The 17,875-nt window shown below is 62.3% G+C and carries 9 protein-coding genes; 3 read left to right on the forward strand and 6 right to left on the reverse strand.

Features of this window, described 5'->3' with window-relative positions; translation table 11 throughout:
• The first annotated feature begins 22 nt into the window (after nucleotides 1-22).
• Complete coding sequence (nagE, locus tag AC07OT_RS09010) at nucleotides 23-1,729, forward strand: N-acetylglucosamine-specific PTS transporter subunit IIBC (RefSeq protein WP_495107909.1); 1,707 nt, start codon at nucleotides 23-25, stop codon at nucleotides 1,727-1,729.
• A 124-nt stretch (nucleotides 1,730-1,853) separates the two neighbouring features.
• On the opposite strand, the gene AC07OT_RS09015 is transcribed toward nagE, so the two are convergent.
• Both AC07OT_RS09015 and AC07OT_RS09020 read right to left on the reverse strand, forming a co-directional pair.
• A complete protein-coding gene (locus tag AC07OT_RS09015; protein ID WP_495100480.1) occupies nucleotides 1,854-2,117 on the reverse strand; it encodes a DUF6124 family protein in 264 nt (87 codons plus the stop codon).
• Between the two features lie 362 nt (nucleotides 2,118-2,479).
• Nucleotides 2,480-2,929: a hypothetical protein gene (locus AC07OT_RS09020; RefSeq protein WP_065939231.1), complete on the reverse strand. Its 450-nt coding sequence runs from the start codon at nucleotides 2,927-2,929 to the stop codon at nucleotides 2,480-2,482.
• Nucleotides 2,930-3,211: 282 nt separating this feature from the next.
• Between AC07OT_RS09020 and AC07OT_RS09025 the strand changes: the two genes are divergently transcribed.
• Nucleotides 3,212-8,929, forward strand: coding sequence for a membrane-targeted effector domain-containing toxin (locus AC07OT_RS09025; RefSeq protein WP_495107910.1), 5,718 nt, complete (start codon nucleotides 3,212-3,214; stop codon nucleotides 8,927-8,929).
• A 94-nt stretch (nucleotides 8,930-9,023) separates the two neighbouring features.
• Here AC07OT_RS09025 and AC07OT_RS09030 read toward each other — a convergent pair whose 3' ends face one another.
• Nucleotides 9,024-9,335 (reverse strand): YqfO family protein, encoded by a 312-nt coding sequence (locus tag AC07OT_RS09030; protein ID WP_141155938.1) that lies wholly within the window; start codon nucleotides 9,333-9,335, stop codon nucleotides 9,024-9,026.
• Between the two features lie 4 nt (nucleotides 9,336-9,339).
• Nucleotides 9,340-13,236, reverse strand: coding sequence for a phosphoribosylformylglycinamidine synthase (gene purL, locus AC07OT_RS09035; protein ID WP_253491935.1), 3,897 nt, complete (start codon nucleotides 13,234-13,236; stop codon nucleotides 9,340-9,342).
• Between the two features lie 286 nt (nucleotides 13,237-13,522).
• Between purL and mltF the strand changes: the two genes are divergently transcribed.
• Nucleotides 13,523-14,983, forward strand: coding sequence for a membrane-bound lytic murein transglycosylase MltF (gene mltF / locus AC07OT_RS09040; RefSeq protein WP_027605438.1), 1,461 nt, complete (start codon nucleotides 13,523-13,525; stop codon nucleotides 14,981-14,983).
• 40 nt (nucleotides 14,984-15,023) lie between these two features.
• Here the strand turns inward: mltF and AC07OT_RS09045 are convergent, their stop codons facing one another.
• Nucleotides 15,024-15,302: a PTS sugar transporter subunit IIB gene (locus AC07OT_RS09045; protein ID WP_495107911.1), complete on the reverse strand. Its 279-nt coding sequence runs from the start codon at nucleotides 15,300-15,302 to the stop codon at nucleotides 15,024-15,026.
• Nucleotides 15,303-15,304: 2 nt separating this feature from the next.
• Nucleotides 15,305-17,830, reverse strand: coding sequence for a phosphoenolpyruvate--protein phosphotransferase (gene ptsP, locus AC07OT_RS09050; protein ID WP_495107912.1), 2,526 nt, complete (start codon nucleotides 17,828-17,830; stop codon nucleotides 15,305-15,307).
• Between the last annotated feature and the right edge of the window lie 45 nt (nucleotides 17,831-17,875).

Below are 17,875 nucleotides of genomic sequence, written 5' to 3' on the forward strand. Positions count from 1 at the left end.
AACAAGAAAAAGGAGACCCGCCATGCACCAATTATTCATCGAAGGCCTGCAACGCCTGGGCCGCGCGCTGATGCTGCCCATCGCCATCCTGCCGATTGCCGGCCTGCTGCTGCGATTGGGTGACACCGACCTGTTGAACATCGCGGTGATGCACGACGCCGGGCAGGCGATTTTCGCCAACCTGGCACTGATCTTCGCCATCGGCATCGCCGTGGGCTTTGCCCGTGACAATAACGGCACGGCGGGACTGGCCGGGGCGATTGGTTACCTGGTGATGGTCTCCACCCTCAAGGTGATGGACAGCAGCATCAACATGGGCATGCTCGCCGGTATCGCCAGCGGCCTGATGGCCGGTGCGCTGTATAACCGCTTCAAGGACATCAAGCTGCCGGAATACCTGGCGTTCTTCGGCGGGCGGCGGTTTGTGCCGATTGTCACCGGGTTCTCGGCCGTTGCATTGGGAGTGATCTTTGGCCTGATCTGGCCGCCGATCCAGCACGGTATCAACAGCTTCGGCGTATTGCTGATGGAGAGCGGCAGCTTCGGCGCGTTCGTATTTGGCGTGTTCAACCGCCTGCTGATCGTCACCGGTTTGCACCATATCCTCAACAATATGGCGTGGTTTGTGTTCGGTACCTTCACCGACCCGGTGACGGGTGCAGTGGTGACCGGCGACCTGACCCGCTATTTTGCCGGCGACCCCAAAGGTGGCCAGTTCATGACCGGCATGTTCCCGGTAATGCTGTTCGGCCTGCCCGCCGCCTGCCTGGCGATGTACCGCAACGCCCTGCCGGAGCGGCGCAAGGTGATGGGCGGGATCTTCCTGTCCATGGCCTTGACGTCGTTCCTCACCGGGGTGACCGAGCCGATTGAATTCGCCTTCATGTTCCTCGCGCCGTTCCTGTACCTGATCCATGCACTGCTCACCGGCCTGTCGATGGCGGTGACCAATATGCTGAACATCCACCTGGGCTTTACCTTCTCCGGTGGGTTTATCGACATGGTGCTGGGCTGGGGCAAATCCACCAATGGCTGGCTGGTGATCCCGGTGGGCCTGGCATACGCGGCGATCTACTACAGCGTGTTCAGCTACTGCATCCGCCGCTTCAACCTGAAAACCCCGGGTCGTGAGGATATCCAGGTGGCACAGGCTGAAGCGATGACTGATAACCAGCGCGCCACGGCTTATATCCGGGCCTTGGGCGGTGCGGCCAATTTGCTCAGTGTGGGCGCCTGCACCACGCGCCTGCGGTTGGACATGGTCGACCGCAACAAAGCCGTGGATGCCGAGTTGAAAGTCCTGGGCGCCATGGCCGTGGTGCGGCCTGGCAATGGGGGAAGTTTGCAGGTGGTGGTCGGGCCGTTGGCGGACAGCATTGCTGATGAGATTCGGTTGGCGATGCCAGGGTTTGTGGCCTCCGCTCCCGTAACGGCTGCGCCTGTGGATAAGCCGGCTGAGGTGAATGTGCAGGAGGCCGAACAATGGCTGGCCGCACTGGGAGGTCGAGGCAATGTGCGCCAGCTGGAAGCGGTGGCGATGACCCGGCTGAGGGTGGAGTTGGGCGATGATTCGGTGGTGTCCGAAGCTCAACTGACGGCGTTGGGTTGCCAGGGTGTGCGCCAGTTGGATAGCGGGGTCTGGCACCTGTTGATGGGTGACAAGGCATCGGGGTTGGGAGAAGCATTGGAGCGCTTGGTTGGTGGTCGTGAGGTAGGCGCCGGGGTATAGAGCGGCGGTGACCGTACTGGCCAATCGCGAGCAAGCCCGCTCCCACATTTGATCGTATTGCCAAGTCGGGCACCGATCAAAATGTGTGCGGGCTTGCTCGCGAATGGGCCTCATCGGCGCCGAATTACTGCTGCGCAGGCACCTCGGATAAATCCAGCACTCGATCCACCATCAACTGGATCCCCTCCACCATCCGATGAATCCCCAGCACCGCATCACGCTGCGAGCCGTCGATGTCAAACGCCAGATGGGCCGCCAGCGCCTGCACGGACGCCAGGTCCTGGGATGCATTGGCAAGCAAGGTTTCGCTGTTCAGATGGGGACGTACGGTGAAGAGTTGGTCGGTGGGTGGAGAGGCGGATGGGGGATTTGGACTGTCTTTGATCATGGTAAACCTCTGGTGTGAAGTAAGAGCTACCAGCATCACTTGCAGTTGATGGGTGGCAGCTGTGTGCAGGCCTGCAAGACCGAGAATCACCAGTAAATCTCGGTAGACCCGAAGGTCTCCCGCACACAGCCACCATTGGATGACCATGAAAAAGCGCCGCAATTATAAAGGCGCTTGTGACTAACTGGTGAGGTTTCGGCGGGCTTGCAGTCCCGGTCGCTGAATAAGCAGCGACTGGCGAAGGTTAGTGAGGGGAGTTCCGAGGGACAACCTGAACAGCTTGTGGGAAATCTCCGAGAGCTGAAGATATCGAAGACAATAAAAAACCGGCCTAAGCCGGGTCCTTTGATCGCGACCAACGCTTAGGTAGATGCTGCTGCACGTTGTTGCGCCTCGTAATGGCGGGTCTGAAAAGGTATCAACGCCTGGGCCTTCAAACCCAGCCCTTCACTCAACCCCCAAGACACTGCCAGCTCATCACGACGACGGCGAAGCGCAACAGTACCTTGTGGTTTCACGTTTTGTCTGGAAGCAGAAAACAACTCAAGCGCTTTCAACGCTTCCATTACCCGACTGTCTGTCGCACACGAAAAACGCGTGAATCGCTCAAGCAAGTAGCCTGCGCGACGAAGTTCCACCTCACTGGAGTGTTCCTCCAGAAAAGCTTTCACCTCGCCCACAAGGTTCGCTTCCGAGTACCAAACCGCTTTCGCTGCACTGACAAGAGCAGTGTCATCAGCCTGACTCAAAGGTTCTTTGACCAGAGTCCCCAAGGCGCAAGAGAGGACTGGACCATCAAAAGGCTTCGTCAACTTCAGTGTCCAGATAATCGTGCAAAATATTGGTCAGAATGGATATAGGTGGCTCTTTATTACCAACCTACATATCAATCGCCCCGATCACTGAATTGTCAGCGACCGGCGAAGGTTATTGAGGCAGGTTCCTAGGGACAACCTGAAAGGGTTGTAGGAAACATGCAGGTTGTCGCCGGTTAGATTTATTCCCACCAATCAAAAAACCTACTTATCTACCTCCCTGCCAATGGCCCGCCTGCGCATGCTCAAGGTTCTTATCCCCGCATGGAGAGCGTACCCGTGAGCACAACATCCCAGACCTTTGAAGGTATCAAAGGCCACCTCAATCAGATCGGGCACCACCTGCTCCAGATCGAAAAGCCGCTGGTGCCCGAACACACACCGTCTACCGAACTGGCCTACCTGGAAAAAACCAATGGCATCCTGAAGCGTTACCGCCAGCAGTTCCTGGCCAAGAGCCGCGCGCTCTATCAGGACATCACCCAGGGCGATCTGCTCGCACGAGTCGAAGCACTCAAGTCCAGCTTGAATACCTATCTGCTGGCACTCGATCGCAACGAGCAAATCGACGGCAAGCCGCGCAAATCCTTCATGACCTTTGAAGCCGGCTACACCGCCCTGGCCAATGAAACGACGGTCAGTGCCCAGGACCGCCTGCTGCATCCGCAGCAACAGGCCATGCTTGCGCGTGTACCGCTGGGCGCTACGTTGCGCCCAGGCCTGTATGCGCTGAGCTTTCGTTATCAGGACCGGACGGTGGAGCTGGCCGGCGCCTTTGTGCTGACCGAAACGTCCAGCCCCGTGGTCACCGACCTGAGCGCTGTGCCGGTAGGGGAAGTGATGCTGTTCACGCCTTCGCGCGGGATCGAGGCATTCGGCTCGCTGACGCAACTCAATACGCACGTGCTCCAGGGCCTGGAGGATGCCGGGCAACGACGCGACTTCATGGCACTGTTGCCCGTGCGTTATCGCGATGTGACGCCCGGTGCCATCTGGCCGCTGCAACTGACGCCGATCACCGACAAACCGCTGTTCGAACACACCTACAACGCCCTGCTCGACAAGCGCACCGAGGACATCGAGCGCGCCTTGAGCCTGGTAGACAATCCGGCCCACAAGGCCGCTGTGCTGATCGACGCCCTGGACCAGGCCATCGCGGCGGCCTTGCCGGACTTAGAAGCACGCCTGCAGTGGCGCAGCCGACGCCTGCTGGAGCGCCACCTGCGCCACAGCGCACCGGACTGGTATCGCAGCGCCAGCGAACCCCGCCGGGCCGCGCTCGCCGCTCACCTGGCGAGCTATAACGCGGCCCGCCAGGATCTGCTCGACGTGCTGGGCCCGGTCGCTACCCCTGAGGCCCTGGCCCGCTATCGACTGCTCGAACGCTTGAGCGATGAGCTGGACATCCACGACCTGGCGCCGGAACACCTGCTGGTCAACACCCGGCGCTACGTCGACCCCATCGGTGAATACGAACACGACCGCAACCTGATTGACCTGACCCTGCGCGGGCTGCAGGCCGGTGATGCCGAGCCGGGTTCGGACTTCCTGAACAAAACCACGCTGACCTACCACGAGGCACCGCTGCCGCCGGCCTATCAGGACCTGACCCCCGCCTGGCTGGCACAGGTATTGACCACCCTGCAGCCGCGTATCGAGTTCGGTGAGCTGCAACAGCAGATGCATGCCAAGCCTGCGCTCAGCCGCGCGATCGAACAGATGCTCGACCAGCGGATCAACGCGCTGGCCTATACCGCCATGCTCCAGGGTCATCTCAGTGAAGAGGACTTTCAGTTGGTGCAGAATCTGCGCCAGGGCACCGACACGCGCCTGAGCGCCGCCACCCTGTCGCTGCACGAGGCCCAGTTGCAGGACATATGGGTATTGCGCCAAACCGACGCCAGCGGCACGGTCACCCGCCTGCTGCTGTGCACGCCCGAGGCACCACGGGAGCAGCAATTCCAGGCCTTCGACACTGAGCTTGCGTGCCAGCAGCACATCCTCGGCTGGAGCCTGGACAACGGTGCAAAACACCCGCCTGGCAGCCTGACCGACTACCTGATCAAGCGGGTCGCCCTGCGTTTTCGCGCAGCGATGAAGCGGGTGCTGAGCGGCTTGAGCTTCAAGTTTCAAGACCGCGAGTACACAGCGATCAGCTTTGGCAACGTCGGCAGCCACGCCGACTGCCTCAAGGCGATGTCCGCCCATGTGCTGGCGACCCGCGTCGACGACTACGAATTCAGCACCCCAAACTGGTACCGCTCCACCCACGCCGACAACCGCCGCAAGCTGTTGAAACTGGCCGAGGACAGTGAAGGCGCGTTGCTCACCTACGAGGATTTTCCGCTGTCTGACGCGCAGTTTCCCAGCTTCGCTGACTACCTGCATGACCAGGCAAAAAAACGCCTGAACCTGCTGCTGGGACGTCCTCAGAACGATGTCGACCCCGACACCCTCTGGGCATTTTCACCGCCGGCGCTGCTCGGTTCATTGACCCCGCCGCCCCTGACCTACACCCAGCTGTACCGCGACGGTTATGCCGACGGTGTGGGGTTCCTCGACGAGAAGTTCTCCCGCGCCGCCCAGTTCAAAGGCCCCAAGGGGATTGACCTGAGCGCATTGACCGCCGAGAAAGTCGCCCGCTCGGTCACCGGCACCTGGGTCGGCGCGCGCTATATCAGCGAAGTGCGGAGCCGATTGCTGAATGTCGGCAGCGCGGACTATGACCTGCGGCGCAATGCAACGCTGAGTATCACCCAGCGCCAGATGCAGAACGCCGCCCTGGAGTGTCGGCTCGAGGGCCACATCGCCGGGGTCGACTGGGACTGGCTGGAGCGCAGTATCGCCAGCATGGGTGAAACGGCCACCGAGACACGCGGCACCTACGCCATTCATCGCCTGCTGATCAATGGCGAATGGGTGATGGGCACTTTCCTCTTCAGCCATGCTGATTTTCCGACGCTGCTCTATACCCCCAACGCACCGGATGGCATCAGCTTTCGCGAGGCCAGGCAGTTCAACTACCTGCTGAAAAAGGTGCCCGGCATGGTCGCCTATTTCACCCTGCGGGTCGGTGCCCAATCCCAGGTTAAAGTGCGTACCTTTCTGGAAACCGCCAAGGCGCAGTTGCCCGAGGACCTGAACAAAACCGACACCAGCCCGGCACGCTATGACGCAACCCGTGCACAGCCGCCCCTGCTGGATCTGCGTCGGGCCCTGTACGATATGAAGCTGCAGCGCAGGATCGACGACGTTGAAGGCACCACGGCCAATCGCACCCAGGTGATCACGGGCATCCTCTGGACCTGCGTGGAATGGGTCACCGCCATTGCTACCGCACCGTTTCCCATCGTCAGCCTGAGCCTGGGCATGCTGCTGGCGTTCAAGGACGGCATGCTGGCCCTGAACGCCTATCAACAAGGCGATACAAGTGCCGCCGTGGAACACCTGATCGGTTATGTGCTGAACAGCGCCGGCGCGGCGTTCACCGACCTGCGTCCGGCATTGGTTTCCCTTAAACAGCTGGCAAGACCGGCCCTGCGCGAGGCCGCCCAGAGCGCCACCGCGACCAGCGAGACCCTGAAGCTGGTGCATCCCCTGCAACCCCCGGTACTTGCGCCGGCAGACATGCAGGCGGTGCTGTTCGACGGCGAGTTGCTTTGGGCAAAAAACACCCCGGACCCGATCGGACGTTATTTGCTGTACCGACTCGATCCGCCTACCGGCAAACTGATCTCCACGACTCGCGTGGCCGCGCCCGATGCACAAGGCGTCTGGCGCCGCACCGGCGTCACCGGTGGCGCGCCCAAGTATGAAAAATTGCCCGACACACCAGAGCCGCTCAAGCCTTATGAGATGCCGGCAAAGTACGCCAACAAACTGGAACTGGTGCTCGACCCGGATGTGCGCACCGGGATACTGCTGCGGTCGGAGTGGGATTTCGGCTCGCAAGACGTGATCCTGGGAAGCGCCGCCATTGAACTCAAATCCCTTCGTACCGCTTACCTGCAACAGGCCGAACGCCTGGCCACCGACGCCCAGGACTTTTTCAAGACCCTTGACCCGTTGCCGGCCCGCGCCGAGCTTCCGGCCCTGGACGCCAGCACGTCGTTTGCACAACTGATCGCCAGCGATGCCTTCAGCGGTAACAAGAACCTGGTCATTGGCGCGGTGCCCGGCTCCATTGCCAGTAAACAGCTGCTGGTCACACACATGGACGCGTTGATCAGCAAGGGTTTCAAACACCTTTATATCGAGTACCTGCCCGGTGATGTATTTCGTCCAAAACTGGAGAAGCTCAACAGCGGAAAATCCTGGCAGCACATCGAGCGGCACCTGAAGACCGTCGACAAAGCCTTTGGCTTGGCCGAGAACGCCGAGTACTCCTACGTCGCCCTGGTACGCAAGGCTCAGGAAAAGGGCGTGAAGATCAAGGCCCTGGATGCCTCAACCTCGTACTTGCTGGACGACGCCCTGCAAATGGGCGACACCCCACCGACGACGCCACGCGGCAACAGCATCAGAAACTATTACTCCCACAAAGCCATTCAGACCGATGCCCTCGACGAGCAGGATGAACGCTGGGTGGCCCTGGTGGATCATTCCCGGCTGCGTACTTTCGAGCAAACGCCTGGCCTGGCGGACCTGCAGGACGCGGTCGCGCTGCGCGTGGTGGATGTGGGTACGGACCAACCCGTGGGCGTGTGGATCGACACCCCCTTGGCGGGTGAAGCGCTGGCCAGAGGCGATTACCAATTGACCATGCGCACCCCGTACAAAGCCCCCGAACCGGCAACATCGCCCAGCGCTGTGCCTGTGGCCGCAGCGCATTACAGCGAGTACGACATTGCCGTCCCGCTCCGGGAGAGCATCGTCCGACAGACCAGCACACGGCATGGCCTGGACACGCGCTACTTCCCGCAGAACCCGGAGCATCAGGAAGCCTTCAGGGCATTTGTGGATACCCGCGCGCGCCTGAGTGCGGATGCCGACACGTACCTGGCCAGCCACGTGCCGCCAGCCCGGCCCGAGCCATCCGTACTGGGCCTGCCGAACACCCCCGAGGCATTGCTGGAGAAAATCCGTCACAGCGAGTTTTCGGGGCTGGTGATCGGTGAAGGGCACAATGCGCAATCGAGCAAACGCCTGCTGCGCGATTACATGGGAAAGCTCAAGGAACTGGAGTTCAAGACGCTGTACGTGGAGCATCTGCTGACCGATTTGCACCAGCACGAGCTGGATATTTTTCTGCAGACCCAACGGCTGCCGGACAACCTCAAGCGCTACCTCTCCCAGCTGGATCGGGGCCATATGCCGGGCTACAAAGGCAGCGATACCTACACCGAAGTGATCCAGATCGCGGCAAGACACGGCATGCGCATCCGCGCCCTGGACTGCACCGCCAGTTACCACATCAAGGGGTTGGGGGACGCGGACGTCTCACGCAACCAGCTGTTCAGTTACTTCGCCTCCAAGGTCATCGACGCCGACCAGGCCGCACACGGGCCCCACAAGTGGGTGGCCTTCGTGGGCAGCGCGCACACCAACACCCACCTGAGCGTGCCTGGCCTCGCGGAACTCCAGGGCGCGGTCAGCCTGCATGTGCGGGACACCGCCCCGGCGCTGGCGCAAAACATTCGAGCGGGGGCCTGGGAGACCGTCTCCGAAGGCATCAGCCCTTACACCAGGGCCTTGCGCAGCGACTTCATTCTCGACGCAGGGGTTGCCGGCACCAAAGCCCCGACGCCTTTCGCAGCGGTAGACAGGACACGCCTGAACCGGCCCGGCCTGTTCCTGATCGAACGCCCGTCGCCCTCGCAGAACATCCTGCTGCATCGTTCGCGCACCGGGGAAATCGTGTCGACGCCGATCAAGGTCGACCACAATGGCCTGTTTTATGTCGACCGCTGGGAGCCGATGCAGGGCAAGCGGTTCAGCTACGAAAACATGTTGATCAGTGCATTGAAGGCAGAAGTCGGGTTGACCCCCGCACCCTGAGCCATTGAGGCTTTGACACCGGGTTCATGACCACCCACAAAAAACCCGCTGGCCAAACCGGCCCAGCGGGTTTCTTGTTTCTACAGCGGGCGGATCAGAAATCCGCCAACGGCCACACTTCATAAGCCGGTGTCTCATAGGGGTGACTGAGTTTCAACGCGGCGACCACCGCGTTGATCAACTCATCGGCCACCACCAGCTCGACCTTCCATTCTTCAACCACTTCAACCTGGCCAACCTGCCCGATAAACGGCTGGCTGCCGTCCAACGCGCGAAACTGGCCCTGGCCCAGCACTTGCCAGGCGCAGCGGTCGTAGTCGCCGATGCGCCCACCGCCAGCAGCGAAGACGGCGGCTTTCACCGTCTCCACATGGCTGTCGGGCACAAAGAAGGCAAGCTTGTACACCGCCTTAGTTCACCCACACGCGGGCGTTGCGGAACATGCGCATCCACGCACCGTCTTCGTTCCACTCTTCCGGGCGCCAGGAGTTCTGCACGGCGCGGAACACGCGCTCCGGGTGCGGCATCATGATGGTCACGCGACCGTCGCGGCTGGTGAGGCCGGTGATCCCACGCGGCGAGCCGTTCGGGTTGGCCGGGTAGCTTTCGGTGACCTTGCCGTGGTTGTCGACGAAACGCATGGCCACGCAACCGGACAAGTCGGCCTCGAGCAACGCCTCTTCGCTTTCGAACTCGGCATGGCCTTCACCGTGGGCGATGGCGATCGGCATGCGCGAACCGGCCATGCCTTGCAGGAAGATCGAGTTGGATTCCTGCACCTGCACCATGGCGACACGGGCTTCGAACTGCTCCGAGCGGTTACGCACGAAGTGCGGCCAGAACTCGCTGCCCGGGATCAGCTCGTGGAGGTTGGACATCATCTGGCAACCGTTGCACACACCCAGGGTGAAGCTGTCGTTGCGCTCGAAGAAGCCCTGGAACGCGTCGCGGGCACGGCTGTTGAACAGGGCCGATTTGGCCCAGCCTTCGCCGGCACCCAGTACGTCGCCGTAGGAGAAACCGCCGCAGGCCACCAGGCCTTTGAACTCGTTGAGGTCAACGCGACCGGCGAGGATGTCGCTCATGTGCACGTCGATCGCATTAAAGCCGGCGCGGTCGAACGCGGCCGCCATTTCCACCTGGCCGTTGACGCCCTGCTCACGCAGCACGGCAACTTGTGGGCGGATGCCTTTCTTGATGTACGGCGCGGCGATGTCCTGGTTGACGTCGAAGCTGAGCTTGGTGCTCAGGCCCGGGTTGTCTTCTTCCAGGATCACGTCGAATTCCTGCTCGGCGCAGTCGGCGTTGTCACGCAGGCGTTGGATCTGGTAGCTGGTCTCGGCCCACTGGCGTTGCAGCAAGCGGCGCTGGCCGGCAAACACGGTGTCGCCGTTGAAGGAGATATTGATTTCACCGTTGTTGATCGGCTGGCCGATCACCGCGACGCAGTCGTCCAGGCCAGCGGCGCTGAACTGTGCGAGTACGTCCGGGGTTGCGTCCTGGCGAACCTGGATCACCGCACCCAACTCTTCGTTGAAGAGGATGCCGTTGATTTCGGACGCATCCTCGGCAACGCTGTCGAGCACGATGTTCAGGCCACAGTGACCGGCAAAGGCCATCTCGACCACGCTGGTCAGCAGGCCACCGTCGGAACGGTCGTGGTAGGCCAGCAGGTGGCCGTCGGCGTTGAGGCCCTGGATCACGGCGAAGAAGGCTTTCAGGTCTTCGGCGTCATCCACGTCCGGCGCCTGTTTGCCAAGCTTGCCGTGGGTTTGCGCGAGGATCGAGGCGCCCATGCGGTTCTGGCCACGGCCGAGGTCGATCAGGATCAGGTCGGTGGTGCCCTTGTCCATGCGCAGTTGCGGGGTCAGGGTCTGGCGGATGTCGGTGACCGGCGCAAAGCCGGTGACGATCAACGACAGCGGCGAGGTGACGCTCTTGTCCACGCCTTCATCGTTCCAACGGGTGGCCATGGACATGGAGTCCTTGCCCACCGGAATGGTGATGCCCAGCTCCGGGCACAGCTCCATGCCGACCGCTTTCACGGTGTCGTACAGACGCGCATCTTCACCGGGGTGACCGGCAGCGGACATCCAGTTGGCCGACAATTTGATGTCGGACAGCTTGCCGATGCGCGACGCGGCGATGTTGGTGAGGGTTTCACCAATGGCCATGCGGCCCGACGCCGGGGCGTCCAGCAGGGCCAGCGGCGTACGCTCGCCCATGGCCATGGCTTCGCCGGTGTAGACGTCGAAGCTGGTGGCGGTGACGGCAACGTCGGCCACCGGCACCTGCCATGGGCCGACCATTTGGTCACGGGCCACCAGGCCGGTGATGGTGCGGTCGCCGATGGTGATCAGGAAGCTTTTGCTCGCCACGGCCGGGTGGTGCAGCACGCGTTCAATGCTGTCAGTCAGGTCCAGCGTGCTTGGGTCGAAATCATCGCCCAGCTCGGTTTCACGAACCGCCGAACGGTGCATGCGCGGGGCCTTGCCCAGCAGCACTTCGAGGGGCATGTCCACCGGGCTGTTGCCGAAGTGGCTGTCGGTGACCGTAAGTTGCGGCTCGGCAGTGGCTTCGCCGACCACGGCAAACGGGCAACGCTCGCGTTCGCAGATGGCCTGGAAGCGCGCGAAGTCTTCAGGGCCGACCGCCAGTACGTAACGTTCCTGGGATTCGTTGCTCCAGATTTCGTGCGGGGCCATGCCCGGCTCGTCGTTTGGAATGTTGCGCAGTTCGAAGCGGCCCCCGCGGTCGCCATCGTTGACCAGCTCCGGGAAGGCGTTGGACAAACCGCCGGCACCGACGTCGTGGATAAAGCTGATGGGGTTCTTGTCACCCAACTGCCAGCAACGGTCGATGACTTCCTGGCAGCGGCGTTCCATCTCAGGGTTTTCGCGCTGTACGGAGGCGAAGTCGAGGTCTGCCGAGCTGGTGCCGGTGGCCATGGAGGAAGCAGCGCCGCCGCCCAGGCCGATCAGCATCGCCGGGCCGCCGAGCACGATCAGCTTGGAGCCGACCAGGATCTCGCCTTTCTTGACGTGTTCTTCACGGATGTTGCCCATGCCGCCGGCCAGCATGATTGGCTTGTGGTAGCCGCGCACTTCATCGCCACGGGGGGTGGTGATGGACTGTTCGAAGGTACGGAAATAACCGGTCAGCGCCGGACGGCCGAACTCGTTGTTGAACGCGGCGCCGCCCAGCGGGCCTTCGATCATGATGTCCAGCGCCGTCACGATGCGCTCAGGCTTGCCGTACGGCACTTCCCATGGCTGTTCGAAGCCCGGGATCTGCAGGTTGGACACGGTGAAACCGGTCAGGCCGGCCTTTGGCTTGGCGCCACGGCCGGTGGCACCTTCGTCGCGGATCTCACCGCCGGAACCGGTGGCTGCACCCGGGAACGGGGCAATCGCGGTCGGGTGGTTGTGGGTCTCGACCTTCATCAGGATGTGCACCGGCTCCTGCACCGCGCCGTACTGGCGGGTTTCAGGGTCCGGGAAGAAACGGCCGGCGACCGAACCGACGATCACCGAGGCGTTGTCCTTATAAGCCGACAGAACACCTTCGCTGTGCATCACGTAGGTGTTCTTGATCATGCCGAACAGGCTTTTTTCCTGGCTTTCGCCGTCGATGTCCCAACTGGCGTTGAAGATCTTGTGACGGCAGTGCTCGGAGTTGGCCTGGGCGAACATCATCAGTTCGATGTCGTGGGGGTTGCGCTTGAGACCGTTGAAGGCGTTGACCAGGTAGTCGATCTCGTCTTCGGCCAGGGCCAGGCCCAGCTCGGTGTTGGCCTTCTCCAGCGCAGCGCGGCCACCGCCCAGCACGTCAATCGCGGTCAGCGGCTTGGGTTCGGCGTGGCTGAACAGGCCGGCAGCCTGTTCCAGCTGGCTGACGATGATCTGGGTCATGCGGTCGTGCAGGCTGCTGGCGATCAGCTCGGCCTCGGCGTCGCTGAAACCACCTTCGACGTAGAACGCGATACCACGCTCCAGGCGCTGGATCTTCTCCAGGCCGCAGTTGCGGGCGATATCGCTGGCCTTGCTCGACCAGGGCGAGATGGTGCCGAACCGCGGCAGGACCAGGAACAAGCGGCCGGTCGGCTCTTGAACGGGAACGCTTGGGCCGTACTTCAGAAGGCGTGCGAGCACTTGCTGTTCGTCGGCGGTCAAGACGCCGGTAACGTCGGCGAAGTGAGCAAATTCAGCATACAGGCCTGTAACCGCTGGAACCTTCTGGCTCAGTTGTTCAAGGAGTTTGCTGTGGCGAAAGGCAGAAAGGGCAGGAGCGCCGCGCAGGATCAACATCTTCGGGACAGCCTCGGGAAGGGGTGTGCTTTGAGGCCGTGCATTCTAGCGTAAACCATCGCCAACGGCACCCGAAACGGCACCGCTGGCGGCTGCCGAACGTCAGTTAACACGGTTTGCACGCTATCGGGGCGTTATCCAAGGCATTCCGCGCAGTTATTTTAACCGTCACAATCGGGCGCCAAGCCACGTTTCTGCGGGCTGCAGCACAGTTTTGGCGGCGCTAGCAGACAAGTCCGCCGCTGTCGAGATATGGCGCCGTGGGCCGTTTGCGTATACTGCGCAGATGTTCTCCCCAACTGCTTTGCGCCCGCGATGCGCCAGATGGCTCATCGTCACCGGACTCTTCCTGATGCTCAGCGCCTGTGTTGATAAACCCAGCACGCTCGAGCGAATCAAGGAGGATGGCGTATTGCGGGTGATTACCCGAAACAGCCCGGCGACTTACTTCCAGGACCGCAACGGTGAAACCGGTTTCGAATACGAACTGGTCAAGCGTTTTGCCGATGACCTGGGCGTGAAGCTGGAAATCGAGACCGCCGACAACCTTGACGACCTGTTCGGCCAGTTGGGCAAACCCAACGGCCCGGTGCTCGCCGCCGCCGGCCTGGTCAGCAGCGAGCAGCGCCAGCAACAGGTGCGTTTCTCCCATCCTTACCTGGAAGTCACCCCGCAGATCATCTACCGCAACGGCCAGTCACGCCCGACGAACGCGGCGGACCTGGTGGGCAAGAAGATCATGGTGCTCAAGGGCAGTACCCACGCCGAACAACTGGCGGCGCTTAAGAAGCAGAACCCGGCCATCGAATACGAAGAATCCGATGCCGTCGAGGTGGTCGACCTGCTGCGCATGGTGGACGAGGGGCAAATCGACCTGACCCTGGTGGACTCCAACGAAGTGGCGATGAACCAGGTGTACTTCCCCAACGTACGGGTGGCGTTCGACCTCGGCAATGCCAGCAACCAGAGCTGGGCCGTGGCCGCCGGCGACGACAACAGCCTGCTCAACGAGATCAACAGCTACCTGGACAAGGTGGAAAAGAACGGCACCCTGCAACGCCTTAAAGACCGCTATTACGGGCACGTCGATGTACTCGGCTATGTCGGCGCCTACACCTTCGCCCAGCATTTGCAGCAGCGGCTGCCCAAATACGAGAAACACTTTCGCGCCTACGCCAAGGAAGAAAAAGTCGATTGGCGCCTGCTTGCGGCTATCGGCTATCAGGAATCGCTGTGGCAACCGGCGGTCACCTCAAAGACCGGCGTGCGCGGCCTGATGATGCTGACCCAGAACACTGCCCAGGCGATGGGCGTGTCCAATCGCCTGGATGCCAGGCAAAGCATCATGGGCGGCGCCAAGTACCTGGCCAAGATCAAGGACGAGCTGGACGACAAGATCGCCGAGCCCGACCGCACCTGGTTCGCCCTCGCTGCTTATAACGTCGGCACCGGCCATCTGGACGACGCGCGCATCCTGGCGAAGAAGGAAGGCCTGAACCCGAACAAGTGGCTGGACGTGAAGAAGATGCTGCCGCGCCTGTCGCAGAAGCAGTGGTACAGCAAGACCCGCTACGGCTACGCCCGGGGCGGCGAGCCGGTGCACTTCGTGGCGAACATCCGGCGCTACTACGACATCCTGACCTGGGTGACCCAGCCGCAGTTGGAGGGTAACCAGGTGGTGGAAGGTAATCTGCATGTGCCGGGTGTGGATAAAACCAAGCCGCCGGAGGACACCCCGCAACTCTGACCGCAACATTTCAGACACCACCTTTTGATCGCTACATGGATCAGAGGCCGGTGATCAGGTGGACCACTCCTCCCGCCAACACCATCACGCCCGCCACCCCCGCCGCTTTCAACGCCGCCTCATCCAACCGCCCCGCATCCTGCAATTGCACCCGCACCCGCGTCAGCGCCACACGCTGCTGCGACCTGAGGTTATTCGCACCGCCCAGCGCACTCAGCACATCGGCCGACAACAGCCCCTGTGTCGGCACCGCCACCGTCTCGGCAATCAAATCCGGGGTCAGGGCTTTCCAGAACGCCCGCTGCAATTTCTCGAACATGCTCAGTGCTCCATGACAGGTGAGGTTTCAACGGTGGCCGCGTGGTACAGGCGCATGGCCTCGCGCACCTGGGCGGCCTCTTCCAGGCCCAGTACCTGACGGGCGATGGTCTGGCAGCCGGCCAGGTCCAGCCCGCGCACGGTGGCCTTGATGGTGGGGATCAGCGGCACACTGACCGACAGTTCATCCACCCCCAGCCCGATCAACACCGGCACCGCCAGGGCTTCGGACGCCAGTGCGCCGCATACACCCACCCACTTGCCATGGGCATGGGCGGCCGTGACGGTGGTGGCGATCAGGCGCAATACCGCCGGGTGAAAGCTGTCGGCCTGGCTGGCCAGGCGCGGGTGATCACGGTCCATGGCGAGGGTGTATTGGGTCAGGTCGTTGGTGCCGATGGAGAAGAAATCCACATGGGGCGCAAACACATCCGCCATCAGGGCCGCCGACGGCACCTCGATCATGATGCCCAGTTTGGGCAAAGCGCTGAGCCCAAGGGCCTGGGCTTCTTCCTCCATAATCTGGCGGGCCAGGTGCAGCTCCGACAGCAGGCTGACCATCGGCAACATGATATGCAGGCGTGCCAGCCCGGCACTGGCGAGGATCGCGCGCAACTGTTCACGCAACAGCTCCGGGCGCTCCAGGCACAGGCGTATACCGCGCAGGCCCAGGAACGGGTTGGTTTCACTGTCCATCGGCACGTAAGCCAGGGGTTTATCGCCGCCGACGTCCAGGGTGCGCACCACCAGATTGCGCTCGGTGCCCAGGGCACGGGCGATGGCGCTGTAGGTGGCGGCCTGCTCATCCACGCTTGGGGCGCGATTGCGATCCAGGTACAAAAACTCCGAGCGCAGCAGGCCGACGCCTTCGCCCCCGAGGGCCAGGGATTGCTCCACTTCCTGCAACGAAGCGACGTTGGCGCTCACCTCGACGTGATGGCCGTCGCGGGTAATCGCCGGCACTGACGCCTGCGCCACATCACGCTGACGTCGCAGCACGTGCTGCTTACGCGCAGCTTCCAGCTGTTCGATCTCGGCCAGGTTGGGGTCCAGGTGCAACTCGCCCTTGTCGGCGTCGAGCAGGACCTGTTTGCCGTTGGCCAGCGCCAGCACTTCAGGCCCGACCCCGCACAGGGCAGGCAGGCCAAGGGCCCGCGCCAGGATCGCGACATGGCTGGTCGCCCCGCCGCCGACGGTGACAAACCCCAGCACCTTTTTGGGATCGAGGCTGGCGGTTTGCGAAGGCGTCAGTTGTTCGGCGACCAGGATCGCGCGGTCGGGCAGGTCCCAGGCGCGGTCTTGAATACCGAGGATCAGCTTCAGCACACGCCGGCCGACATCCGCCAGGTCCGCTGCACGTTCGGCCAACAGGGCATTGCCCAGGTTCTGGAACAGCTGGGCAGTGGCGACCGTGGCGCTGTTCCAGGCAAACGCGGCGCTCTTGCCTTCGGCCAGCAGGCTATCGGCTTGTTCCAGCAGCGTCGGGTCTTCGAGCAACTCCTGATGGGCGCGGAAAATCTGCGCCTGGGCACTGCCTGCCGCCTGGGTTTGCAGGGCTTGCAGCGCTTCGGTTGCAGCCAACAGGCCACGCGCCAAAGCGGCGCGTTCGAACGCCTCGCCAGCGCCCTGTTCAATCACCTTCAGCTCGGGCTCAGCAACCTGGACCACTTGGCCAAACGCCGACCCTGGCGATGCGCAAACGCCTCGCAGCAGCGTCGCCGACGATACCGGCACCGGCGCTTCAAGCTGTGCAGCCGGTGCCGCGATGGCCTCGCCGCAACCTTCAAGCAACAGCGCGACCAGCGCCTGGATCGCCGCCTCGGCGTCGTCACCGGCCGCACTCACTTGCAAGGTATCGCCCTGTACGGTTTGCAGCGCCATGATCGCCACCAGCGACTTGGCGTTGGCACTCTGGGTTTGCTTGTGCAGGTAAATGCTCGCGTTAAAACCTTTCGCCGCTTGTGCCAATACGGCGGCCGGGCGCGCGTGCAAACCGTTGGCGTTGGGCAAGGTCAACGGCTTGGAGAAGCGTGCATCGCCTTCCTCCTCACCGGCCTCCTCTACCCGGTTGCCAGGCACTACCTGCAACACCGGTTGGCCCAACTCCACCAGGCCGCTTGCCAATGGCGTGAACGGCTCGCCGCTGACCACCAGCATCAAGGTCAGCAAACTGCGTGCGTGGAGTGCCACATAGTCGGCATCGAACTCGATCAAGGCTTGCCCGGCCTCCACCCGCTGGCCTTCCTCGACCAGGCGGGTGAAGCCCTTGCCGGCCAGGCTCACGGTGTCCAGGCCGATATGCATCAGCACCTGCACGCCGTTGTCGTCGGTGACGCTGACCGCATGCCCGCTGTCCTGAATATTGCTGATCACCCCGGCCAGGGGCGCGCACAGGGTCTGCGAGGTGGGATCGATGCACAGGCCGTCGCCGATCATGCGGCTGGCGAATACCGGGTCAGGCACCTTGTCCAGTGCCAGCAGCACGCCGGACAAGGGCGCCAGCAGTTCCAGGGGTTGAGTTGCGGTCATGACGTCACCTGCTGTTTTGTTCTGTAAAAATCCTTGGGTGGATGC

The organism is Pseudomonas sp. GW821-FHT09C10 (genome assembly GCF_059418085.1).